Annotated in this window: 22 protein-coding genes; 12 read left to right on the forward strand and 10 right to left on the reverse strand. The window is 53.4% G+C overall.

What is annotated here, in order from left to right:
- Positions 1-10 precede the first annotated feature (10 nt).
- Both EoCCA6_RS07290 and EoCCA6_RS07295 read left to right on the forward strand, forming a co-directional pair.
- A complete protein-coding gene (locus EoCCA6_RS07290) occupies positions 11-1,297 on the forward strand; it encodes an ABC transporter substrate-binding protein (RefSeq protein WP_152082112.1) in 1,287 nt (428 codons plus the stop codon).
- Positions 1,298-1,364: 67 nt separating this feature from the next.
- Entirely contained in the window at positions 1,365-2,492 is a 1,128-nt protein-coding gene (locus tag EoCCA6_RS07295) for an oligogalacturonate lyase family protein (RefSeq protein ID WP_152082113.1), read from the forward strand.
- Positions 2,493-2,573: 81 nt separating this feature from the next.
- Here the strand turns inward: EoCCA6_RS07295 and araE are convergent, their stop codons facing one another.
- From araE to kduI, 3 genes are all read right to left on the reverse strand, one after another.
- Complete coding sequence (gene araE / locus EoCCA6_RS07300; RefSeq protein ID WP_152082114.1) at positions 2,574-3,989, reverse strand: arabinose-proton symporter AraE; 1,416 nt, start codon at positions 3,987-3,989, stop codon at positions 2,574-2,576.
- Between the two features lie 312 nt (positions 3,990-4,301).
- Positions 4,302-5,063: a 2-dehydro-3-deoxy-D-gluconate 5-dehydrogenase KduD gene (gene kduD / locus EoCCA6_RS07305; protein WP_152082115.1), complete on the reverse strand. Its 762-nt coding sequence runs from the start codon at positions 5,061-5,063 to the stop codon at positions 4,302-4,304.
- Positions 5,064-5,126: 63 nt separating this feature from the next.
- Positions 5,127-5,963: a 5-dehydro-4-deoxy-D-glucuronate isomerase gene (gene kduI / locus EoCCA6_RS07310; protein WP_152082116.1), complete on the reverse strand. Its 837-nt coding sequence runs from the start codon at positions 5,961-5,963 to the stop codon at positions 5,127-5,129.
- Between the two features lie 413 nt (positions 5,964-6,376).
- Here kduI and EoCCA6_RS07315 point away from each other — a divergent pair, with 413 nt between their 5' ends.
- Positions 6,377-7,552 carry an oligogalacturonate lyase family protein gene (locus EoCCA6_RS07315; protein ID WP_152082117.1) on the forward strand — a complete coding sequence of 392 codons (1,176 nt, stop codon included), beginning with the start codon at positions 6,377-6,379 and terminating at the stop codon, positions 7,550-7,552.
- A 205-nt stretch (positions 7,553-7,757) separates the two neighbouring features.
- On the opposite strand, the gene EoCCA6_RS07320 is transcribed toward EoCCA6_RS07315, so the two are convergent.
- From EoCCA6_RS07320 to EoCCA6_RS07335, 3 genes are all read right to left on the reverse strand, one after another.
- Positions 7,758-8,441, reverse strand: a complete 684-nt coding sequence (locus EoCCA6_RS07320; protein WP_152082118.1) for an oligogalacturonate-specific porin KdgM family protein — start codon at positions 8,439-8,441, stop codon at positions 7,758-7,760.
- A gap of 321 nt (positions 8,442-8,762) precedes the next feature.
- Positions 8,763-9,941 (reverse strand): acetyl-CoA C-acetyltransferase, encoded by a 1,179-nt coding sequence (locus EoCCA6_RS07330; protein ID WP_152082120.1) that lies wholly within the window; start codon positions 9,939-9,941, stop codon positions 8,763-8,765.
- 93 nt (positions 9,942-10,034) lie between these two features.
- Complete coding sequence (locus EoCCA6_RS07335) at positions 10,035-10,901, reverse strand: LysR family transcriptional regulator (protein WP_152082121.1); 867 nt, start codon at positions 10,899-10,901, stop codon at positions 10,035-10,037.
- Between the two features lie 100 nt (positions 10,902-11,001).
- Between EoCCA6_RS07335 and EoCCA6_RS07340 the strand changes: the two genes are divergently transcribed.
- Both EoCCA6_RS07340 and EoCCA6_RS07345 read left to right on the forward strand, forming a co-directional pair.
- The gene (locus tag EoCCA6_RS07340) at positions 11,002-11,463 is read left to right on the forward strand and encodes a multidrug/biocide efflux PACE transporter (protein ID WP_152082122.1); all 462 of its coding nucleotides are present in this window, start codon (positions 11,002-11,004) and stop codon (positions 11,461-11,463) included.
- A gap of 118 nt (positions 11,464-11,581) precedes the next feature.
- Complete coding sequence (locus tag EoCCA6_RS07345) at positions 11,582-12,811, forward strand: amino acid permease (protein ID WP_152082123.1); 1,230 nt, start codon at positions 11,582-11,584, stop codon at positions 12,809-12,811.
- A gap of 35 nt (positions 12,812-12,846) precedes the next feature.
- Here EoCCA6_RS07345 and EoCCA6_RS07350 read toward each other — a convergent pair whose 3' ends face one another.
- Both EoCCA6_RS07350 and yjdI read right to left on the reverse strand, forming a co-directional pair.
- The gene (locus tag EoCCA6_RS07350) at positions 12,847-13,119 is read right to left on the reverse strand and encodes a GNAT family N-acetyltransferase (protein WP_152082124.1); all 273 of its coding nucleotides are present in this window, start codon (positions 13,117-13,119) and stop codon (positions 12,847-12,849) included.
- Between the two features lie 10 nt (positions 13,120-13,129).
- Positions 13,130-13,360 (reverse strand): 4Fe-4S mono-cluster protein YjdI, encoded by a 231-nt coding sequence (yjdI, locus tag EoCCA6_RS07355; RefSeq protein ID WP_152082125.1) that lies wholly within the window; start codon positions 13,358-13,360, stop codon positions 13,130-13,132.
- Positions 13,361-13,884: 524 nt separating this feature from the next.
- On the opposite strand from yjdI, the gene EoCCA6_RS07360 reads away from it, so the two are divergent.
- The 7 genes from EoCCA6_RS07360 to EoCCA6_RS07390 all read left to right on the forward strand — a co-directional run bounded on the left by EoCCA6_RS07360 (position 13,885) and on the right by EoCCA6_RS07390 (position 19,483).
- A complete protein-coding gene (locus EoCCA6_RS07360; protein ID WP_152082126.1) occupies positions 13,885-14,070 on the forward strand; it encodes a con-10 family general stress protein in 186 nt (61 codons plus the stop codon).
- Positions 14,071-14,159: 89 nt separating this feature from the next.
- Complete coding sequence (locus EoCCA6_RS07365; RefSeq protein WP_152082127.1) at positions 14,160-14,654, forward strand: YciE/YciF ferroxidase family protein; 495 nt, start codon at positions 14,160-14,162, stop codon at positions 14,652-14,654.
- A gap of 24 nt (positions 14,655-14,678) precedes the next feature.
- Entirely contained in the window at positions 14,679-14,882 is a 204-nt protein-coding gene (locus EoCCA6_RS07370) for a hypothetical protein (protein ID WP_013096662.1), read from the forward strand.
- Positions 14,883-14,907: 25 nt separating this feature from the next.
- Positions 14,908-15,414 carry a ferritin-like domain-containing protein gene (locus EoCCA6_RS07375; protein WP_152082128.1) on the forward strand — a complete coding sequence of 169 codons (507 nt, stop codon included), beginning with the start codon at positions 14,908-14,910 and terminating at the stop codon, positions 15,412-15,414.
- Between the two features lie 21 nt (positions 15,415-15,435).
- Positions 15,436-16,839, forward strand: a complete 1,404-nt coding sequence (locus tag EoCCA6_RS07380; protein ID WP_152082129.1) for a cytochrome ubiquinol oxidase subunit I — start codon at positions 15,436-15,438, stop codon at positions 16,837-16,839.
- Complete coding sequence (cydB, locus tag EoCCA6_RS07385) at positions 16,839-17,849, forward strand: cytochrome d ubiquinol oxidase subunit II (protein ID WP_152082130.1); 1,011 nt, start codon at positions 16,839-16,841, stop codon at positions 17,847-17,849. Before EoCCA6_RS07380 ends, cydB begins: the two co-directional genes overlap by 1 nt.
- A gap of 8 nt (positions 17,850-17,857) precedes the next feature.
- Positions 17,858-19,483 (forward strand): alpha-amylase family protein, encoded by a 1,626-nt coding sequence (locus EoCCA6_RS07390; RefSeq protein WP_152082131.1) that lies wholly within the window; start codon positions 17,858-17,860, stop codon positions 19,481-19,483.
- Here the strand turns inward: EoCCA6_RS07390 and EoCCA6_RS07395 are convergent, their stop codons facing one another.
- The gene (locus EoCCA6_RS07395; RefSeq protein ID WP_152082132.1) at positions 19,484-20,470 is read right to left on the reverse strand and encodes an SDR family oxidoreductase; all 987 of its coding nucleotides are present in this window, start codon (positions 20,468-20,470) and stop codon (positions 19,484-19,486) included.
- Positions 20,471-20,488: 18 nt separating this feature from the next.
- A complete protein-coding gene (locus tag EoCCA6_RS07400) occupies positions 20,489-21,007 on the reverse strand; it encodes a 2-oxo-tetronate isomerase (RefSeq protein ID WP_152082133.1) in 519 nt (172 codons plus the stop codon).
- Positions 21,008-21,013: the final 6 nt, after the last annotated feature.

Raw genomic sequence — 21,013 nt, forward strand, 5'->3', positions numbered from 1 at the left:
AGTAATAAAAATGAAAAAAGTGCTTTTAAGCGCAGCAATCTCCGCTACCCTGGGCCTGACTGCTTTGCCATCGATGGCGCAAAATGTTGATTTACGTATGTCCTGGTGGGGCGGTAATGGCCGCCACCAGGTCACGTTGAAAGCCCTGGAGGAGTTCCATAAACAGAACCCGGACATCAACGTAAAAGCGGAGTACACCGGCTGGGACGGTCACCTCTCCCGTCTGACCACCCAGATTGCGGGCGGCACCGAGCCGGACGTGATGCAGACCAACTGGAACTGGCTGCCGATCTTCTCTAAAAACGGCGACGGCTTCTACGATCTGAACAAAATGAAGGACGTGATCGACTTAACGCAATTCGATCCAAAAGAGCTGCAGTCCACCACCGTCAACGGCAAGCTGAACGGCATTCCGATCTCCGTGACGGCGCGCGTCTTCTATTTCAATGACGAAACCTGGAAAAAAGCGGGCGTTGAATACCCGAAAACCTGGGACGAACTGATGGCGGCCGGTAAAGCGTTCGAGAGCAAGCTCGGCAAACAGTATTACCCGGTGGTACTGGAGCACCAGGACACGCTGGCGCTGCTGAACTCTTACATGATTCAGAAATACAACATCCCTGCCGTGGACGAGAAAACCAAAAAATTCTCTTACAGCAAAGAACAGTGGGTTGAATTCTTCCAGACCTATAAAAAGCTGGTGGACAGCCACGTGATGCCGGACACCAAATACTATGCGTCGTTTGGTAAGAGCAACATGTACGAGATGAAGCCGTGGATACAGGGCGAATGGGGCGGCACTTACATGTGGAACTCCACTATCAACAAATATTCCGACAACCTGAAGCCACCGGCAAAACTGGAGTTGGGCAACTACCCGATGCTGCCAGGTGCGACCGACGCGGGTCTGTTCTTTAAACCAGCACAAATGTTGTCGATTGGTAAATCCACGAAAAACCCGGAAGCGGCGGCGAAGCTGATTAACTTCCTGCTGAACAGCAAAGAGGGTGTCGATACGCTGGGTCTGGAGCGCGGCGTACCGCTGAGCAAAGCAGCGGTGCAGTTCCTGACAGAAGATGGCACCATCAAAGAGAGCGATCCTTCTGTCGCAGGTCTGCGTCTGGCCCAGTCTCTGCCCGCGAAACTCTCTGTGTCACCTTATTTTGACGATCCGCAAATTGTGGCGCAGTTCGGCACATCTCTGCAGTACATCGACTACGGACAGAAAACCGTGGAAGAGACTGCCACTGACTTCCAGCGTCAGGCTGAACGCATTCTGAAACGCGCCATGCGTTAATCCATTGTCACTGTGAATACCCTGCCGTCCACGCGGCGGGGTATTTTTTTATCTCAAGGAGAGAACAATGAAAGGCAAAATCATCCCGTTACGTTTCTGCACGCGTCAGGACAGTGAAACCGGGCACGAGGTGATACGGATGACGCCCCCGCATATTATTTGCCACCGTAATTACTTCTACCAAAAATGCTTTACCCGCGATGGCAATAAACTGATTTTTGGCGGCGCGTTCGAAGGACACTGGAACTACTATCTGCTGGATATTACGCAGCAGCAGGCGACTCAGTTGACGGAAGGCGCTGGTGATAACACGTTCGGTGGCTTTTTATCGGACGATGATAAATCGCTGTGGTATGTCAAAAATAACCGTGAACTACGGTGCGTCGATCTCTCTTCTTTTGCAGAGCGCATCGTCTATAAGGTGGATGACGAATGGGTGGCCTACGGCACCTGGGTCGCGAATTCAGACTGCACAAAACTGGTCGGCATTGAAATCAACAAGCGCGACTGGCAGCCACTGACCGACTGGGGCAAGTTCCGCGCGTTTTACTTCACTAACCCGGAATGCCGGTTGATTAATATTGATTTACGCACCGGCGAGCGTCGGGTGATGTTGCAGGAAAACCGCTGGCTTGGGCATCCGATCTATCGCCCGTTTGATGACAACACCGTGGCGTTTTGCCACGAAGGCCCGCGCGATGCCATCGACGCCCGTATGTGGCTTATCAACGAAGACGGCAGCAACGTGCGCAAAGTTCGCCAGCATGCCACGGGTGAAAGTTTTACCCATGAGTTTTGGGTGCCGGACGGCTCGGCGCTGTACTACGTTGAACATAAAGAGAACGATTCTAATCGCTATTTGTGCAGCGCTCATCCGCAAACGCTGGAAAACCGCCAGCTAATGGCGATTCCGCCCTGCTCGCACCTGATGAGTAACCATGATGGTTCGCTGATTGTCGGCGACGGTGCGCCGCATAATACGGGGGATATCAGCCTGAACGACCCGTTTATCTGGGTATTTGATATTCATGCCGGAACGCAGAAAGCCATTTGCCAGCACAACACCAGCTGGAAAGTGCTGGATGGCGACCGCCAGGTCACGCATCCGCATCCGTCATTTTCGCCGGATAATAAGTGGGTGCTGTATACGTCGGATGAGGAAGGGATGCCCGCGCTTTACCTGGCGCGGGTGTAAAAAAGCCGGGTGGCGGCTCCGCCTTACCCGGCCTGTTCAAACTTGTCGGCCCGGTAAGCGTAGCGCCGCCGGGCAATAACATTACACGCCGATGTCGCGTAACTTCTCCCCTGCCATCAGCTTGCGTTCAATGTGTTCCAGCGTCACGCCTTTGGTTTCAGGAATAAGCCAGAACGTTATCCCGATAAACGCCACGTTCAGCACCGTATAGAGCCAGAAGGTGCCCGCTGCGCCAATCGCATCCAGCAACGTCAGGAAGGTCGCGCCGATGATCATGTTCGACACCCAGTTAGTGGTGGTGGAACAGGTGATGCCGAAGTCGCGGCATTTCAGCGGCTGGATTTCGGAGCACAAGATCCACACCACCGGTGCGGCGCTCATCGCATAACCGGCGATACACATCATCGTCATACCGACTGAGAGCCACGAAAGCCCGCTGGAGGCCGTGCCGTTGTCAAACTGCATCAGGCAGTAGCCGAGGATCAGCGTGCCGAGCGCCATGACGCTAAAGCCAATCTTCAGCGCTGGTTTACGCCCGGCTTTATCCACGGTGAACACTGCAATAAAAGTGGCGAACATAAAGGTCAGCCCCACCACCAGCGTGGCGATCATCTGCTGCTCGGTGGTGGTAAACCCGGCCATTTTGAAGATGCGCGGTGCGTAGTACATGATGATGTTCATCCCGGTAAACTGCTGCATCGCCTGCAGCAACATCCCGAGAAACACCGCGCGGCGCACGTTGCGGTTCACTTTGAACAGCGACCAGCCGCCCTGCTTCAGCTTCAGGCTTTCACGGATTTCATTCAGCTCTTCACGCGCTTTTTCCGAGGTATCACGCAGCATACGCAGTACCTCTTCGGCCTCTACATGGCGGCCTTTTTGTGCCAGCCAGCGCGGACTGTTTGGCAGGAAGATGACTAAAATAATCAGCAACACTGCAGGCAGCGCCAGCACGCCGAGCATCGCACGCCAGTTACCGCTATAGCTGAAATACGTATCGGACAAAAATGCCAGCACAATGCCGAGCGTGACCATCAGCTGATACATACTGATCATCTTGCCGCGCACGTTCTCGCTCGCCATTTCGGAGAGATAAAGCGGCGCGGTGTAAGAGGCAATCCCCACCGCCACCCCCAGCAGCACGCGGGAGAGCAGCAGCACTTCGACGTTAGTGGCAAACGCGGAGCCCATAGAGCCTGCAACGAACAGAATCGCCCCGACCATCAGGCTGTATTTTCGCCCAAGCCGGAACGACAGCCAGCCGTTAAACAGTGCGCCGATGGCCGCGCCGAGCATCATGCTGCTCACCACCCACTCCTGCAGGCGGTTGCTCAGCGTGAAGTGATCGGTAATGAAGGGTAACGCTCCGGCAATCACGCCGATATCCAGTCCGAACAACAGGCCCGCCACGGCCGCCGCGATGGAGACAAACTGGTTCATGCGTCGGGTATCCCGCAGTGCAGCGGGCATAAGGGTAGAATCATTTACAGATGTCATAGTTTCCTGCCTGAACAGCGAAATTCGTTAACTGAAATTACGAGATAGCGAGAAAAAGTGTCAGGCCGGAAAGGGTGAAGATATGGATTATTTCGCTACGACATAGTGAACTGTGATGGACATTACAATTTAAACTTCTGGCGAATTATCACCGTATTTTGTTAACCAGCTAATTTTTAAGAAATTAAAGTGTGATGCGCATCATTCATGATTTTTTAGTATGGATTTTTCATCTTTGAGGATATGGATAATGACAATTTTTGAGCAAAAAAAACCTCCGCCCGAGGGCAGAGGTTGTTTCGCAAAGCCGGATTAACGCGCCAGCCAGCCACCGTCAACCGCCACGGTGTAGCCGTTGATATAGTCAGATGCCGGGGAGGCCAGGAACACCACCGGCCCCATCAGGTCGCTCGGCAGACCCCAGCGGCCCGCCGGAATACGGTCGAGGATTTCCGCGCTGCGCTGTTCGTCCGCACGTAACTGCTGGGTGTTATTGGTTGCCATGTAGCCGGGAGCGATCGCGTTGACGTTGATGTTGTGCTTCGCCCACTCGTTCGCCAGCAGACGCGTCACACCCATTACGGCGCTTTTTGACGCGGTGTAAGACGGCACGCGGATGCCGCCCTGGAAGGAGAGCATGGAGGCGATGTTGATGATCTTGCCGCCTTTACCCTGGGCGATAAAGTGTTTCGCTGCCGCCTGAGACATGAAGAACACGCTCTTAATGTTCAGGTTCATTACGTCGTCCCAGTCACGCTCGCTGAAGTTGATCGCGTCTTCACGACGGATCAGACCGGCGTTGTTCACCAGAATGTCGATATGACCAAATTCTGCCACCGCGCGATCCAGCAGCTCAGGAATAGCGTCGATTTTACGCAGATCGGCAGTCAGGCTCAGGAAGCGGCGGCCCAGCGCGGTGACGCGTTCAATCGTTTCTGTAGGCTCAACAATGTTGATACCGACGATATCGCAGCCCGCTTCCGCCAGACCTAACGCCATGCCCTGGCCCAGCCCGGTGTCACAACCGGAAACGACCGCCACTTTACCCTGCAGAGAAAATGCATCCAGAATCATGTTTGTTCCTTACTCTTTCAGCGCCTGTCACGAACAGGCAGGTTTATGCTTAACTACCCGCGACTAGCGCAGATCTTTTACAGCAACGTGGTCCATGTCATCAAAGACCTGGTTTTCACCGACCATACCCCAGATAAAGGTATACGCGCGGGTGCCCACGCCAGAGTGAATGGACCAGCTCGGAGAGATTACGGCCTGCTCGTTATGCATCACGATATGACGCGTTTCCTGCGGTTGCCCCATCATGTGGAACACGCACGCGTCTTCTTCCATGTTGAAGTAGAAATAGACCTCCATGCGGCGTTCGTGAGTGTGGCACGGCATGGTGTTCCACAGGTTGCCCGGCTCAAGCTCGGTCAGCCCCATGCTGAGCTGGCAGGTTTCCAGCACATCCGGCACGAAGTATTTGTTAATGGTGCGACGGTTGCTGGTGAGGTTATCGCCAAGCGTCACGGGCGCTACGTCCGCAGGAGTGACTTTTTTGGTTGGCCAGGTGGTATGTGCTGGCGCGCAGTTGTAGTAAAACTTCGCAGGCTTGCTGCTGTCGACGCTGGCAAAGATCACTTCTTTTGCACCTTTGCCGACGTACAGCGCGTCGCGGTGGCCGATCTCATAACACTGCCCGTCTACGGTAATGGTGCCCGGCCCACCGATATTAATCACGCCCAGCTCGCGACGCTCCAGAAAATAACTCACGCCCAGTTGTTTACCCACTTCACTGCCAACGGAAACCGTGTTCGCCACCGGCATAATCCCGCCCACAATGATGCGGTCAATATGGCTGTAGACCATGGTGTACTGGTCGGCTTCAAAAACCTTCTCAATTAAAAACTCATTGCGCAGCCCCTGAGTATCCAGCGTTTTCGCATGCGCACTGTGGATGCTTTGTCTGACGTCCACGTTAACCTCCAGATTGATCGTGCCCGAAGGCAAAGATAATTAACGAAACAATGTTCCGTTTTCATGATAGGCACATAGTATCCGCACAGATTTGGGTTTTCAATTACATTTAAAACAACGTTTCACTTTTTCTGCAAATTTATGCCGAAAATGATGTTTTGATCACGATTGTTGGGGAATTGACAGAGACAAGAGCGAAGCACTCATGGATATTAATCATAATAAACAATCAATTACAAAACCTTTGAAATACGACGGTGTAAAAAACATTCGGTGTTAAAAATCAAAGATGGGATCGCCAGGCTGAATTAATCTTGCGAATTGCGCCACCAGTCACACATATTGAAACGATGTTTTGATAATTTGACACTCAGTTTTTAAACTTATCATTCATCGTAATAAAGGAGCGCATTATGGCTAAAGGTATGCGGGTCAAGCTGAACTATGAAGTCAGCCACGATCCGGATACAGGCGTGGAAGTCACCCGCCTGACCCCACCCGAAGTAACCTGTCATCGCAACTACTTTTACCAGAAGTGCTTCTTTAATGATGGCAGCCATTTGCTGTTTGCCGGGGAGTTCGACGGCCACTGGAACTACTACCTGCTGGATCTGAAAAAAGCCGAGGCGGTGCAGCTGACAGAAGGTGCGGGTGATAACACCTTTGGCGGGTTCCTCTCGCCGGATGACAAATCGTTCTACTATGTGAAGAACGATCGCACGCTGCTGGAAGTGAATTTGCAGACGCTGACAGAACGCGAAGTGTATCGCGTCGCGGACGAGTGGGTCGGTTACGGCACATGGGTAGCCAACAGTGACTGCACCAAACTGGTCGGCATCGAGATTGCCAAAAGCGACTGGACGCCGCTCAACGACTGGAAAATCTTCCACGACTTTTTCCACAAAGGGCCACACTGCCGCCTGCTGCGCGTGGATCTGAAAACCGGCGAAAGCACGACCATCCACGAAGAGAAGAGCTGGCTCGGCCATCCTATTTACCGCCCGTTCGATGACCATACCGTGGCCTTCTGCCATGAAGGGCCGCACGATCTGGTAGATGCCCGTATGTGGCTGGTCAATGAGGACGGCAGTAACGTGCGCAAAGTGAAAGCACATGCGGAAGGTGAAAGCTGTACTCATGAATTCTGGGTACCAAACGGCTCTGCGCTGGTGTATGTCTCCTACCTGAAAGGTCAGCAGGGGCGCACCATTTACAGCTACAACCCGGATACCGGCGTTAACGAGGCAGTGATGCCAATGCCAGCCTGCTCGCATCTGATGAGCAATTTTGACGGTACGCTGCTGGTGGGTGACGGTTCAGGCACACCGGTGGACGTGAAGGACACCAGCGGTTACACCATTGACAACGATCCTTATCTCTATGCCTTTGACGTGGCGAAAAAAGCATACTTCCGTATTGCCCGTCACGACACCTCCTGGGCGACGGTGGCCAACAGCCGCCAGGTCACCCACCCGCATCCATCCTTTACACCGGATGACCGTGCGGTGCTGTACAGTTCCGATAAAGACGGCAAACCGGCTCTCTATATCGCGAAACTCCCCGAGCAACCTGAAATGTTGCATGCATGATTTGAGTTAATGTTTCTGTAACTGGCCTTGCCCTCCGTTTCGGGGGGCTTTTTTTTGCTCAATGCGCGCTTTTTGCCCGGTGGCGCTGCGCTTACCGGGCCTACAAAATCCGCTTTATCCTGCACATCGCCACCCGGCGTTTTCTGGGCGCAAAAAAAACCGGCTCAAACGAGCCGGTTTTTTCCCGGAGGTACTGTTTATTATTTTAGAAAGAGTACGCCACGCCTAAACGGAAACGGGTCTGACGTTCGTCGGTCTCTTTCACGCCCACGTTACCCACTTCAACATACGGTGCCCAGTTTTTATCCCATTTGTAGGCCAGCTTGGCGTTATATTCGTTAGAGTAATCTTTATTATTGTTACGGATCATCCCTTCAGAGCTTTTCGCATAAACATAATTCAGCTCGGTACGCCAGTCTCCCAGTACCCAACCGATCCACGCATCGCCACGGTTAACTTTATCATCGTCTTTATTCGCGCTTGACGGATAACGGGTATATTCATAACGGTAGCGCGCCGCCACGTAGAAACCATTATCGAAGCTATATTGCAAATGCAGATTCGGCTTATAAATGGTACGACTGTCATTACTCTCAATCGTGAACGCTGGCGTCAGCGCGATATTGTCTGTCGCTTTCCAGCGCCAGCTAATCTGGTCTTCATGACCGTTGCCGACGACATCCGCAAAAGGCTGGTCAGCCTTGTCACCACCTGATTTCCATTTCGCTTCTACAGAAAAACCTAAGCCGTTCGCAAAGCGATGCGAAACCGAAACACGATCGGCATTCGAACCACTGTCGATATATTCATGACGCAGATCGACGGTAACGGCCTGAGCCGCAAAAGATGCACCAATAAGAGAAGCAAGGACCAGAGATTTCTTAAACATGAAAAAACCCTCAATTAAAATAACGTTTCGTTTTTATGGAACTGCAGTTTATTTTTTAAATAACGTTATTTTAGTGACCAGGATCGAAATTATTTGTTTCATTTTTTTTGGCAAAGATGGACGTGACACCCATCAACAAAACGCGGGTATTAGCCTTAAATTTCAGGAGAGAGATCACACTAAAACGTTAGCGAGGAGAATAATTAGGAGTGCAAGCACCGGAGAGAACTTAAGAAAGAGCTGATAAGAGTAAAAATATAATTCTGACTGTCAAAAAAAACCTCCCGAAAGGAGGTTTTAATGTAGGCCGGGCACGGATAACTACCGCTCAATGGCCAATGCAACCCCTTGCCCACCGCCGATACAGAGCGTTGCCAGCCCTTTGCGGGCGTCACGCTTCATCATTTCGTGAACCAGCGATACCAGGATGCGGCAACCGGAAGCGCCGATAGGATGGCCGAGCGCGATGGCTCCGCCGTTGACGTTGACCCGCAACGGGTCCCACTCCAGCATTTTACCGACCGAGATTGCCTGCGCAGCAAAGGCCTCGTTGACTTCAATCAGATCCACATCGCTGAGCTGCCAGCCCGCACGCTCAAGACAGCGCCGGGTCGCATACACAGGGGCAATCCCCATCAGCGCAGGGTCAACGCCCACGCTGGCGAAGGCTTTGATTCGCGCCAGCACCGGGAGATCAAGCTCCAGCGCTTTGCTTTCACTCATCATCATAACAGCGGCGGCACCGTCATTTATGGAAGAGGCGTTCCCCGCCGTCACCGAGCCGAGAGTTTCAAACTCAGGGTTGAGTTTTGCCAGCCCTTCAGCGCTGGCATCGGTACGCGGTTGTTCATCGGTATCGACCGTCACGGCTTCGCCGTTCTGGCGCAGAGTGCTGACCGGAACGATCTCAGCCCGGAAGCGCCCGGAATCAATCGCGGCGCGGGCTTTTTGTTGCGAGCTAAGCGCATACGCATCCTGCAGCTCACGGCTAATCCCATACTCGCGCGCCAGGTTTTCCGCCGTCACGCCCATATGGTAGTCATTGAAGGCATCCCACAGTCCGTCATGAACCAGGCTGTCGAGCAGTTGGCTATTACCCAGCTGCGCGCCGGTGCGGCTGTCGGTCAGTACGTGCGGAGCGCGGCTCATGTTCTCCTGCCCACCGGCAATTACCACGTCTGCTTCGCCACACTGAATAGCCTGCGTCGCAAGATGCAGTGCTTTTAAACCGGAACCACAGACGTCGTTGATGGTTATTGCAGACACGGTGTTCGGCAGGCCGCCTTTCAGCGCCGCCTGCCGCGCAGGGTTCTGCCCCGCGCCAGCGGTCAGCACCTGGCCCAGGATCACCTCGTCAATTTCGTGTGCGGCGATCCCACTGCGTTCCACCAGTGCCTTGACCACCACGCTGCCGAGATCAACAGCAGAATGGCGCGCAAGCGCTCCCTGAAAACAGCCGATAGCCGTACGTAACGCACCCACTATAACGACATCTTTCATCACGACCTCTGTGCAAAATGACAGGACGATAGTAGAGGATTGTTATCAAAAATTATCGCAATTGTTTAAAATTAGTGAGTTTAATCACAAGGATTAGCGTGCTTCCTGCAAATACTGCCGCAGCCAGCTACCGGCGACGCCGGGCGGGGTTCGTTTGTTCCAGAGCAGATCGATAGCGATCGTGCGTGGCCAGCCGGGAACATTCAGTTGCACGAGCGATTTCGCCGCAGCAAATTCATCCACCAGCGCACAGGGTAACGCACACCAGCCAAAGCCCTGCACCGCCATACTCAAGAGTAACAGGTAATTCGGTGCCGACCAGACCGGCCCGCGCGCCAGCGTCGGCTCGCGTTCGAGATAGGTATTCAGCCGTAGCTCACGCCAGCCGTGCAGCTCATCAGCCTGAGTCTCAGGCTGCCCGGCAAGGGGATGCGTTGTCGAAACATAAATCGCCATTCGGGTTTGCATCGGAAGCCGGGTGACGCCAATACCGGTCGGGTAGCTGTCGCGCGCTTCCGTCAGACCAATCTGTGCCCGCTCCTTTTGCAGCAGATCGATAACGTCCTCATCCTCACCGATCAGGCACTCAAATTCCGTGTGCGGAAAGCGGTGATCGAACTGACTCAGCAAATCTTCCAGCACGTCCGGGTTGAGCGTATCGGAGAGCACAAACGTCAGGCGCGCCTCTGTTTGCGCGGTTAACGACACTGCCAGCTCATCCAGACGCGCACTGGCCGCCAGGATCGATTGTACATAGCCAAGCACCTGCTCCCCCTGGGCGGTTAACACCGGCTGGCGCGCCGAGCGATCAAAAAGCTCAAACCCTAAATCAGCTTCAAGGTTCGCAATGGAGGTACTGATGGTGGACTGGCTTTTACGCAAACGACGGGCAGCGCCGGAAAACGATCCCGCCGCAACCGTTTCAACGAACGCCGTCAGGGCTTCGGGTGAATAACGCATGAAGTATCTACTTTTACGATGGATACTATCTTTTATATATCATCTTTAACGATAAGAATAGGCCGCATCAACGCCCCTACCGGCGAATCATGAGATCACTATGCAACATCAGGATACACTCCAACGAAAACTGCCGGAGCGGATCTTCCACGCCGTCTGCTTCGAAGGGATCGCCACGGCTATTCTCGCTCCCACCGCCGCATGGTTAATGCAGCGCTCAGTGGTTGAAATGGGCGGGCTTACCATCATCCTGGCGACGACCGCGATGCTCTGGAACATTATTTATAACTTCGGCTTCGACCGTTTCTGGCCCGTACAGCGCGTTAAACGCACGGCCAAAGTACGTGCGCTGCATGCGCTGGGATTTGAGTGCGGGTTTATTGTGATCGGCGTGTCTATTGTCGCCGCCGTTCTGGGCGTAACACTTTTGCAGGCCTTCACGCTTGAAATCGGGTTCTTCCTGTTCTTCCTGCCGTACACCATGTTTTATAACTGGGCGTATGACACCCTGCGTGAGAAATTCATCAAACGCCGCCAGCAGCGTCGCGCCCTGGCAAGCTAACGTCCCACTGGCCGGACACCCGCTCCGGCCAGCCCCTCCGAAGCAACTGCGACCTCGCCACAGAATTATGGTAAATTGCACTCCTTTTTGTTGGTTTTATAGTTGATACGTTGCTCTAATGTCGAAAATTTGGTCAAAAGAAGAGACTCTCTGGAGTTTCGCCCTCTATGGCACAGCCGTAGGCGCAGGAACGCTCTTTCTGCCCATTCAGCTCGGCTCCGCAGGCGCGATTGTCCTGCTCATTACCGCCCTTGTGGCCTATCCCTTAACCTACTGGCCGCACAAAGCGCTGGCACAGTTTATCCTCTCATCGAAAACAAACGGGAATGAAGGGATCACCGGAGCCGTCACGCATTACTACGGCAAGAAGATCGGCAATCTCATCACAACTCTCTATTTCGTTGCCTTCTTTGTGGTGGTGCTGATTTATGCGGTAGCGATCACCAACTCGTTAACGGAACAACTGGCGAAGCATATGACGGTGGATACTGCCCTGCGAATGCTGGTGAGTTTTGGTGTCGTGCTGGTCCTGAATGCCATCTTCCTGATGGGACGACACATCACCATCAGGGTGATGGGCTTTCTGGTGTTCCCGCTGATCGCCTACTTCCTGTTTGTCTCGCTGTATCTGACCGGAAGCTGGCAGCCGTCGCTGCTTACCAGCCAGATGGCGTTCGATAACCATACGCTGCACCAGGTGTGGATTTCGATCCCGGTGATGGTTTTCGCGTTTAGCCATACCCCGATTATCTCGACCTTCGCCGTTGACCGTCGGGAGAAGTACGGTGACGAGGCCATGGGTAAATGCAAAAAAATCATGAAGGTGGCCTATCTGATCATCTGCCTGAGCGTGCTGTTCTTTGTGTTCAGTTGCCTGCTTTCTATTCCACGGTCATATATCGTGGCGGCGAAGGAGGAAGGGGTGACGATCTTGTCGGCGCTGTCGATGATGCCCTCTTCTCCGGCGTGGCTCGGCATCTCCGGGATTATTGTGGCAATCGTTGCAATGTCGAAATCGTTCCTTGGTACTTATTTTGGCGTGATTGAAGGGGCGACCGAGATTGTGAAATCGTCACTGAATCAGGTCGGCATGAAGAAAAGCCGCGCTTTTAACCGCGCGATTTCGATTCTGGGCGTGTCGTTGATTACCTTTGCGGTGTGCTGCATTAACCCGAATGCCATCTCGATGATTTACGCCATCAGCGGCCCGCTTATCGCCCTGATCCTGTTCATTATGCCAACGCTTTCAACGTACCTGATCCCGTCGCTGAAACAGTACCGCTCCACCGGCAACCTGCTGACATTTATCGTCGGCGTGCTGTGTGTGTCGGTAATGTTTGTGGGTTAATCCGTCTATGCCCGGCGCGATGCCGGGCACACGGTTCAGGCACGAATATCGTCATACTCCCGCGTGTTGTCGAACTCGTGCTTAGCAAACGGGCACAGCGGGATAATTTTACGCTTCTCACCGCGCATCTTCTCCACCACCTTTGCCACCAGTTGCTTACCTACCCCCTGCCCTTTAAGGCTTGGGTCCACATCGGTATGCTCAATAATGCTCAGATGCTCTCCGGTCGGGACAAAAACAATCTCAGCTACCTGATTACCGTCTGCATCGTTAACATAAAATTTGTTATGGCCTTCCAGAATCTCCATGGTTCCTCGCTTATTTCTGGCGATACTTCAACGCACCGCTTGGGCAGGTATCAATCACACGTATGACAGTTTCAACGTCAACTTCATCCGGCATGATCCACGGTTTACGTTTCAGATTGAAGAGCTGCGCGCTGCCGCGCACGCAATTACCTGAATGTTTGCAGATGCTGGTGTTGAAGTAGACATCAATGTTTTCCCCGGTGTAGGCCCGGTAACCCGCGTCCAGTAGCTCTTTATCCACGACATTACCTCGTTTTTATTTTTCCGTTGCGAATGAAGCATAGTCCCCCAGCCCCCCGCTGGCTATGCTTCATTCGTTCTAAAAACGGTTGCGCACTGCCTCGCCTCACCAGGCATTGTCCGCTCCGTTAACGGCGTCAACGAATCACGATCTGCAATATAACCATGACGATCAGCTAAGAATAATCCTAATATTTATTTTCTCACTGCGACGGAATATATTTTCCCGCTTGTAAACTCGTGTAATTATTACCGCCGCGCTGACAAATAAGAATATTAGCCAGGCGTTAAAGGTATGATTTATTAAATTCTAAGCCTAACCAATGGATTTCCCTTACCTTTCCATACACCGTCCTCAAGTGAAAACGAAGCGGCATATTTTGCAATATTTCAAAATATTACAGTTACGAGCCAAACGACAAATTTGACTCTTTGGATATAACGACTAATGTTAATTCCTGAACGACAACTGATACGAATGACAACTCGTATCTCCTGACATAAACGCAACATGAGGGTTGATATATGGCAGAGCATCGTGGTGGTTCCGGTAATTTCGCTGAAGACCGTGAAAAAGCATCTGACGCTGGACGTAAAGGTGGCCAGCATAGCGGCGGTAATTTTAAAAACGATCCGCAACGCGCCTCTGAAGCAGGCAAAAAAGGGGGACAAAATAGTCATGGCGGAGGCCGTAAATCTGACAACTCCTGAGTATATTTAAGTCCCTTATAAATAATCAGAGAGAATGCTGCGGGCCGGGTGGCTCGCAGTATACGAACTTATTTAATCGGAGCACTGGTATGAATATGAAAAGCATCGAAGATGTCTTTATCCACCTGTTATCAGATACCTATAGCGCCGAAAAGCAGCTAGCCCGCGCGCTCGGTAAGCTCTCTCGTGCCGCATCCAGCGAGCAGCTAAGCACAGCCTTTACTGCGCACCAGGAAGAGACGCAGGGTCAGATTGAGCGAATCGATCAGATCATTGAGCAGGAATCGGGTATTAAACTTAAACGCATGAAATGCGTTGCAATGGAAGGTTTAATAGAAGAAGCGAATGAAGTCATTGAGAGCACAGAGAAAAATGAAGTGCGTGATGCCGCATTAATTGCCGCCGCACAAAAAGTCGAACACTATGAAATTGCAAGTTACGGTACTCTGGCGACTTTAGCTGAGCAATTAGGCTATAAAAAAGCAGTAAAACTTCTTGCCGAAACACTGGAAGAAGAAAAAGCAACCGATCTTAAACTCACCGACCTGGCTGTAGGAAATATTAACCAAAAAGCGCAAAAATAACGCTATTCTACAGGTTAAATAAAAATGAGCATCAGTCCCAGGACAATTAAACGGTGCCATTTAACGGCAGCCATAATATGGTTCATTCTTGCAATACCTTCCGTTATATGGTGGAAGAATAGCGTGCTTTGGGTCATTATCATCAGTATATATGCCAATATTGTCGGCCACTTATCCGGCTATAGCGCCGCACGTGCCGACCAGGCTGCTGAAAGTGAAACCAAATAACCGGCCAAATGTAGAGGTAAATAAAATGAATCACGTTGAACACTACCATGACTGGCTACGCGATGCCCATGCGATGGAAAAGCAGGCAGAATCAATGCTGGAATCCATGGCCAGCCGTATTGAAAATTACCCTGATTTACGTACCCGAATTGAACAACATATTAATGAGACAAAACGCCAAATCACATTGCTGGAAGAAATTCTCGATCGCAATGATATTTCACGTTCGGTTTTAAAAGACTCCATGAGCAAGATGGCCGCATTGGGTCAGTCCATTGGCGGTATGTTCCCGTCAGATGAAATCGTCAAAGGCTCGATCAGCGGGTATGTTTTCGAACAGTTCGAAATTGCCTGTTATACCTCGCTGCTGGCAGCTGCAAAAAAAGCGGGTGACACGGCCTCGATCCCGGCCATTGAAACTATTCTGGCGGAAGAGCGCGAAATGGCCGACTGGCTGATTCGCCATATTCCGCAAACCACAGAAGAATTCCTGCTGCGCTCTGACGCATCCGGCGTCGAAGCGAAAAAATAGCGCTCTTCGGGGGGGCGGGCTATGTTCGAACTCGATGCGTTTCATCTGGCCAGGATTCAGTTCGCCTTTACCGTCTCCTTTCACATCCTTTTTCCGGCGATCACCATTGGGCTGGCCAGCTATCTGGTGGTGCTGGAGGGGATGTGGCTGCGCACCAAAAATGACGTCTGGCGCTCGTTGTACCATTTCTGGCTAAAGATCTTCGCCGTCAATTTTGGCATGGGCGTGGTTTCAGGGCTGGTAATGGCATACCAGTTCGGCACTAACTGGAGCGGGTTCTCTCAGTTTGCGGGAAGTATTACCGGCCCGCTACTCACCTATGAAGTGCTCACCGCCTTCTTCCTCGAAGCGGGTTTCCTGGGCGTGATGCTGTTCGGCTGGAACAAGGTTGGCCCTGGACTCCATTTCTTCTCCACCTGCATGGTCGCCCTCGGCACGCTGATGTCGACCTTCTGGATACTGGCCTCTAACAGCTGGATGCATACGCCTCAGGGCTTTAGTATTCAGAACGGCCAGGTGATCCCGGAGGACTGGCTGGCCGTTATCTTTAATCCCTCCTTCCCTTACCGCCTGATTCACATGTCTATTGCCGCGTTCCTCAGCAGCGCGCTGTTTGTGGGGGCGTCGGGTGCGTGGCATCTGCTGCGCGGCAACGATACGCCGGCGGTGCGGAAAATGTTCTCGATGGCGATGTGGATGGCGCTGCTGGTTGCCCCCATCCAGGCCGTCGTGGGCGATATGCACGGTCTGAATACGCTTGAGCATCAGCCCGCTAAAATTGCCGCAATCGAAGGCCACTGGGAGAATCCGCCTGGCGAGGCCACGCCACTGCTGCTGTTTGGCGTGCCGGATATGGAAGAAGAGCGCACGAAATATGGGCTGGCGATCCCCGCGCTCGGCAGCCTGATCCTGACGCATAGCCTTGATAAACAGGTTCCCGCCCTGAAAGATTTTCCAAAAGAGGATCGCCCGAATTCGTTAATCGTCTTCTGGTCGTTCCGGATTATGGTCGGGATGGGGCTTTTAATGATTGCCCTCGGCGCGCTGAGCGTCTGGCTACGCTATCGCCACCGGCTCTATCACTCGCGGCCGTTTCACTGGTTTGCTCTCTGCATGGGCCCCGCCGGACTGCTTGCGTTACTTGCAGGCTGGGTCACCACCGAAGTAGGCCGTCAGCCGTGGGTGGTCTATGGTTATCTGCGTACCATTGATGCGGTGTCACTGCACAGCACGCTGCAGATGAGCATTAGCCTGCTGGCCTTCATCGTAGTCTACTGCTCGGTGTTTGGCGTGGGCTACGTTTACCTTGTCCGGCTGATCAAGAAAGGGCCGCAGCCTGTCGGCACGCTGACGTCGAATACATCGGGCACGCCTGCTCGTCCGCTGTCTGCCGCAGAGTCGGTTCCGGAACAGGAGAGAACCTGATGGGCGTTGATATCTCGGTTATCTGGTTTGCCATCATCGTCTTCGCCACGCTGATGTATATCATCATGGATGGCTTTGACTTAGGTATTGGGATGTTGTTCAGCTTCGTGGGCGACGCAAAGGAACGGGACGTCATGGTCAACAGCGTCGCTCCGGTCTGGGACGGGAATGAAACCTGGCTGGTGCTCGGCGGCGCAGGGCTATTCGGCGCGTTTCCGCTGGCCTATGCGGTGATTATCGACGCGCTGACCATTCCCCTCACCGCCATGCTGATTGGCCTTATCTTTCGCGGCGTAGCCTTTGAGTTCCGCTTTAAGGCCACGCCTTCACACCGTAAATTCTGGGATTACTCTTTTGCCGGCGGATCGCTGCTCGCCACCTTCAGCCAGGGGATTGTCGTCGGTGCGATGATCAACGGTTTTAAGGTTGAGGGGCGGCGCTTCGTAGGGTCAGCACTCGACTGGCTCACGCCGTTTAACCTGTTTTGTGGATTAGGGCTGGTTGTCGCCTACACCCTGCTGGCGACCACGTGGCTGATCATGAAAAGTGAAGGCGCACTGCAAAACCGCATGCGCGACCTGACCCGACACGTACTGCTCGCACTGATGGCGGTGATTGCCGTGGTAAGCATCTGGACGCCGCTCGGCTGGCAGTACGTGGCCGAGCGCTGGTTTACGTTGCCCAACTTCTTCTGGTTCCTGCCGGTTCCGTTGCTGGTCGGCGTGTTCAGTCTGTGGATCTGGCGGCTAACCCGTAATCCGGACAGCCATGCCCGCCCGTTCCTGCTGACGCTTGGGCTGATATTTCTCGGCTTTAGCGGGCTGGGGATTAGCCTGTGGCCTCACATTATTCCCCCGCATATCACCCTGTGGGACGCTGCGGCCCCTCCTGCCAGTCAGCTGTTTATGCTGGTCGGTACACTGCTCATTATTCCGGTGATTCTGGTCTACACCGCATGGAGCTACTACGTCTTCCGGGGCAAGGTTTCCGGAACGGAAGGTTATCACTGAGGTACGCTATGGCAGGCTGGCATACTCGAGCCATTATTTATCAGATTGATACTGCACTGTTTTACGATCTTAACGGCGATGGCTGTGGAGATATCGCCGGAATAGGGGCGAAGTTACGCTACATTCGCCGGATGGGGGCAACGGTTATCTGGATCACCCCTTTTTACCTTACGCCCTTTCTGGACGAGGGGTATGACGTAAGCGACCATCTTCAGGTCGATCCCCGTTTCGGTAAACTGGCGGACATTATCGCGTTTATCGAGCTGGCCCGCGAGCTGGGGATGCAGGTCATCATTGAGCTGCTGATCCAGCATACCTCTGACGCGCATCCCTGGTTTCAGAAAGCGCGTCGCAACCCGCACTCACCGTTTCGTGACTATTACCTGTGGTCTGATAATGACGACGACGACACGCCGCCCATGTTCCCCGGCGTGGAAAAGAGTATCTGGTCATGGGATGACGAAGCTGGCCAATACTACCGGCATATGTTTTATCACCATGAGCCGGACCTGAATCTGGCCTCGCCTGCCGTCCTCAAAGAGATCGAGAACATCATCATCTTCTGGCTCAAACTCGGCGTGTCGGGCTTTCGTCTGGATGCAGCGACACATCTGACAAAACAAGCCGGACGCGGTGATGAAAAAAAGGGGCTATGGATTCTGGAGCATATGCGCAACCTCGTTGAACAACACAATCCGGATGCGATCCTGCTCGGCGAAGTCGATGTTGAGGTTGAGGCGTATAAAGACTACTTCGGTAATAACGACCGCCTGAATCTGGTGCTGAACTTCTGGCTCAATAAATTCTTCTACGTCAGCCTTGCAGAGAAAAGCGCGCGGCCGCTGCGTAATGCGGTTAAAAAGATGATTGTGCCGCCTGACGCCTGCTGTTTCGCCAACTGGCTGCGCAATCATGACGAGCTGGACCTGGAAGGGATCGGTAAAAAAGCAATGCAGACCGTTCTCGACGCCTTTGCGCCGGAAGAAGAGATGTACGTTTACCAGCGAGGTATCCGCCGCCGTCTGGCTCCCATGCTGAACGGCAATCAAAAGCGGCTGGCGTTCTGCCACGCAGTTTTGTTTTCGCTACCTGGCGTACCCGTGATGCGCTACGGGGATGAGATTGGGATGGGTGACGACCTGGCGCTTGAGGAGCGTTATGCCGTCCGCACGCCGATGCAGTGGGCAGGATCGCAAGGCGGTGGCTTCTCCGACGCCGATCCAGAGACCTTTATCGCGCCCATCATCGACCACGGCCCGTTTCGTTATCAGAAAATCAACGTGGCGGATTCGCTATTGCACCGCAACTCGCTGCTGCACAGAATCATTGATATCGCCAATACGCGCTCGGAGTTTCCGGAGATCGGCATTGCGCCGTTTCGTATCATTAATATCAATCAGGATGCGGTTCTGGGGATCTGTTACGAGACCGACGAGCGCAGCATCCTGACCTTCGTGAACTTCAGCGACAAGCCCGTACAGTTCACCGCCAGAGGCATCCGGAACACGACATGGACCGCCTGTCTGGCCGACAAACGCTACGATGACGCGCTGATCTGCGGCAAAACCGTGCAGCTCAGCATTGGCGGCTACGGTTACCGCTGGTTCTGGACCAACCGCACCGCGCTGCGCTGATTATTTTTTCCGGGTCGCCAGCAGACGAACCATGATCAGACTCGCCACCGCGAGGGAGCCGAGCAGCACTTTCCCCGGCGCACCAGACGTGATGGCTGTGGCGCGATCTTTCGCTTCAGCGGAAAAATGCCCATGGATTTTGTGCAGATCGTTAACCGGCTGATCCAGATAATCCCGACGATTTTCTGCCTTCAGGTTATCGGTCATCTGCCCTTCCCAGGCTTTTTTAACCATCAGGCGATCGAGAAAACCGGGAAAGAGAAATTGCCCGACAATCGACTGAATAGTGCTGCTTCCCACCCACAGTTCACGTACCGGCTTTTGCGCGACCTTAAAAATCGCGCTGGCGGCCACTTCAGGCTGAAAGACCGGCGGTACGGGGCGCATGGTCCAGGCAAATTTATTTCTGGCCCACTCGAACTGCGGCGTGTTGAGACCTGGCATCTGCACCATCGACAACGTGACCCGACTGTTTTCATGCATCAGCTCGGTACGCACGGCATCGGTGAAGCCCCGAATTGCCGCTTTTGCGCCACAGTAGGCCGACTGCAACGGAATGGAACGGTAGGCCAGCGCCGAGCCGACCTGAATAATCGTGCCGCGATCGCGGGGGATCATTAACTCCAGCGCGGCGCGGGTGCCGTTGACATAGCCCAGGTAAGTCACCTCGGTGACACGACGAAATTCATCGGGCGTCAGGGTGCGAAACGGCGCTAACACGGCCCCCATGGCGTTGTTGACCCACACATCAATGGCCCCGAGACGATACTCGATTTCATTAGCAGCATCGACGACCGCCTTGCTGTCGGCCACGTCGGCCTGGACGGCATACGCATTCACCCCAAACCGGCGTAGCTCCTCCTGCGTAGAGTGCAGGCTTTCCTCATCGCGGGCAATAATGCCCACATCATAGCCCGCTTTCGCAAAGTGCAGCGCCGTGGCTTTCCCCACGCCCGCCGTACCGCCGGTAATGACAATCACAGCCATAGAACCTCCGCCGTTGTTTTATCCGTTTTTCCCGTCTGATAGCTTCACAATCAATTCCGATAGCGAATAGCGGACCGCTTTTTCCACCACATCCTGACATTCACCTGAGAACAGCACGGTGCTCGTTTCAGTATGTCCGCGTAAATTCCAGGCGAAGCAGACTGTGCCCGCTGCGGTGCCATCGTCGCCCCCTTCTGGCCCGGCATAGCCACTGATAGCGATACTGATATCCGCCTCGGCAATGTCGAGAATTTTGGCGGCCATCTCGGTAACGGTTTGTTCACTGACGGCAGTAAAGCGCGCGATGGTCTCCGGGCGTACACCCAGAATTCTTTCCTTTGCAGCATCACTGAAAACCACCATGCCGACATCGTAAAATTCTGCCGTGTTCTCTTCGGCACAGAGCGCGACGGCCAGATTTCCGCCGGTACAGGATTCTGCCGTGGTTAAGCGAAGCCCTAAGTCCGTGAGCTTGCTCGCTACCTTTTTGGTCAGTTCACTGACCGTGGTATTTTTATCGTGGTAAAGATTGCTCATACCTGC

The sequence above is a fragment of the Enterobacter oligotrophicus genome (assembly GCF_009176645.1).
Classification (GTDB): Bacteria; Pseudomonadota; Gammaproteobacteria; order Enterobacterales; family Enterobacteriaceae; genus Enterobacter; species Enterobacter oligotrophicus.

What these genes read in the sequence shown, in the direction of transcription:
- EoCCA6_RS07380 (WP_152082129.1), top strand. Translation starts at nt 15,436, where the DNA reads ATGTTCGAACTCGATGCGTTTCATCTGGCCAGGATTCAGTTCGCCTTT.
- EoCCA6_RS07330 (WP_152082120.1), bottom strand. Translation starts at nt 9,941, where the DNA reads ATGAAAGATGTCGTTATAGTGGGTGCGTTACGTACGGCTATCGGCTGT.
- EoCCA6_RS07320 (WP_152082118.1), bottom strand. Translation starts at nt 8,441, where the DNA reads ATGTTTAAGAAATCTCTGGTCCTTGCTTCTCTTATTGGTGCATCTTTT.
- EoCCA6_RS07295 (WP_152082113.1), top strand. Translation starts at nt 1,365, where the DNA reads ATGAAAGGCAAAATCATCCCGTTACGTTTCTGCACGCGTCAGGACAGT.
- kduD (WP_152082115.1), bottom strand. Translation starts at nt 5,063, where the DNA reads ATGATTCTGGATGCATTTTCTCTGCAGGGTAAAGTGGCGGTCGTTTCC.
- EoCCA6_RS07315 (WP_152082117.1), top strand. Translation starts at nt 6,377, where the DNA reads ATGGCTAAAGGTATGCGGGTCAAGCTGAACTATGAAGTCAGCCACGAT.
- EoCCA6_RS07350 (WP_152082124.1), bottom strand. Translation starts at nt 13,119, where the DNA reads ATGGAGATTCTGGAAGGCCATAACAAATTTTATGTTAACGATGCAGAC.
- EoCCA6_RS07395 (WP_152082132.1), bottom strand. Translation starts at nt 20,470, where the DNA reads ATGGCTGTGATTGTCATTACCGGCGGTACGGCGGGCGTGGGGAAAGCC.
- EoCCA6_RS07335 (WP_152082121.1), bottom strand. Translation starts at nt 10,901, where the DNA reads ATGCGTTATTCACCCGAAGCCCTGACGGCGTTCGTTGAAACGGTTGCG.
- EoCCA6_RS07340 (WP_152082122.1), top strand. Translation starts at nt 11,002, where the DNA reads ATGCAACATCAGGATACACTCCAACGAAAACTGCCGGAGCGGATCTTC.
- EoCCA6_RS07290 (WP_152082112.1), top strand. Translation starts at nt 11, where the DNA reads ATGAAAAAAGTGCTTTTAAGCGCAGCAATCTCCGCTACCCTGGGCCTG.
- EoCCA6_RS07345 (WP_152082123.1), top strand. Translation starts at nt 11,582, where the DNA reads ATGTCGAAAATTTGGTCAAAAGAAGAGACTCTCTGGAGTTTCGCCCTC.
- EoCCA6_RS07390 (WP_152082131.1), top strand. Translation starts at nt 17,858, where the DNA reads ATGGCAGGCTGGCATACTCGAGCCATTATTTATCAGATTGATACTGCA.
- EoCCA6_RS07365 (WP_152082127.1), top strand. Translation starts at nt 14,160, where the DNA reads ATGAATATGAAAAGCATCGAAGATGTCTTTATCCACCTGTTATCAGAT.
- EoCCA6_RS07400 (WP_152082133.1), bottom strand. Translation starts at nt 21,007, where the DNA reads ATGAGCAATCTTTACCACGATAAAAATACCACGGTCAGTGAACTGACC.
- araE (WP_152082114.1), bottom strand. Translation starts at nt 3,989, where the DNA reads ATGACATCTGTAAATGATTCTACCCTTATGCCCGCTGCACTGCGGGAT.
- cydB (WP_152082130.1), top strand. Translation starts at nt 16,839, where the DNA reads ATGGGCGTTGATATCTCGGTTATCTGGTTTGCCATCATCGTCTTCGCC.
- EoCCA6_RS07375 (WP_152082128.1), top strand. Translation starts at nt 14,908, where the DNA reads ATGAATCACGTTGAACACTACCATGACTGGCTACGCGATGCCCATGCG.
- EoCCA6_RS07360 (WP_152082126.1), top strand. Translation starts at nt 13,885, where the DNA reads ATGGCAGAGCATCGTGGTGGTTCCGGTAATTTCGCTGAAGACCGTGAA.
- EoCCA6_RS07370 (WP_013096662.1), top strand. Translation starts at nt 14,679, where the DNA reads ATGAGCATCAGTCCCAGGACAATTAAACGGTGCCATTTAACGGCAGCC.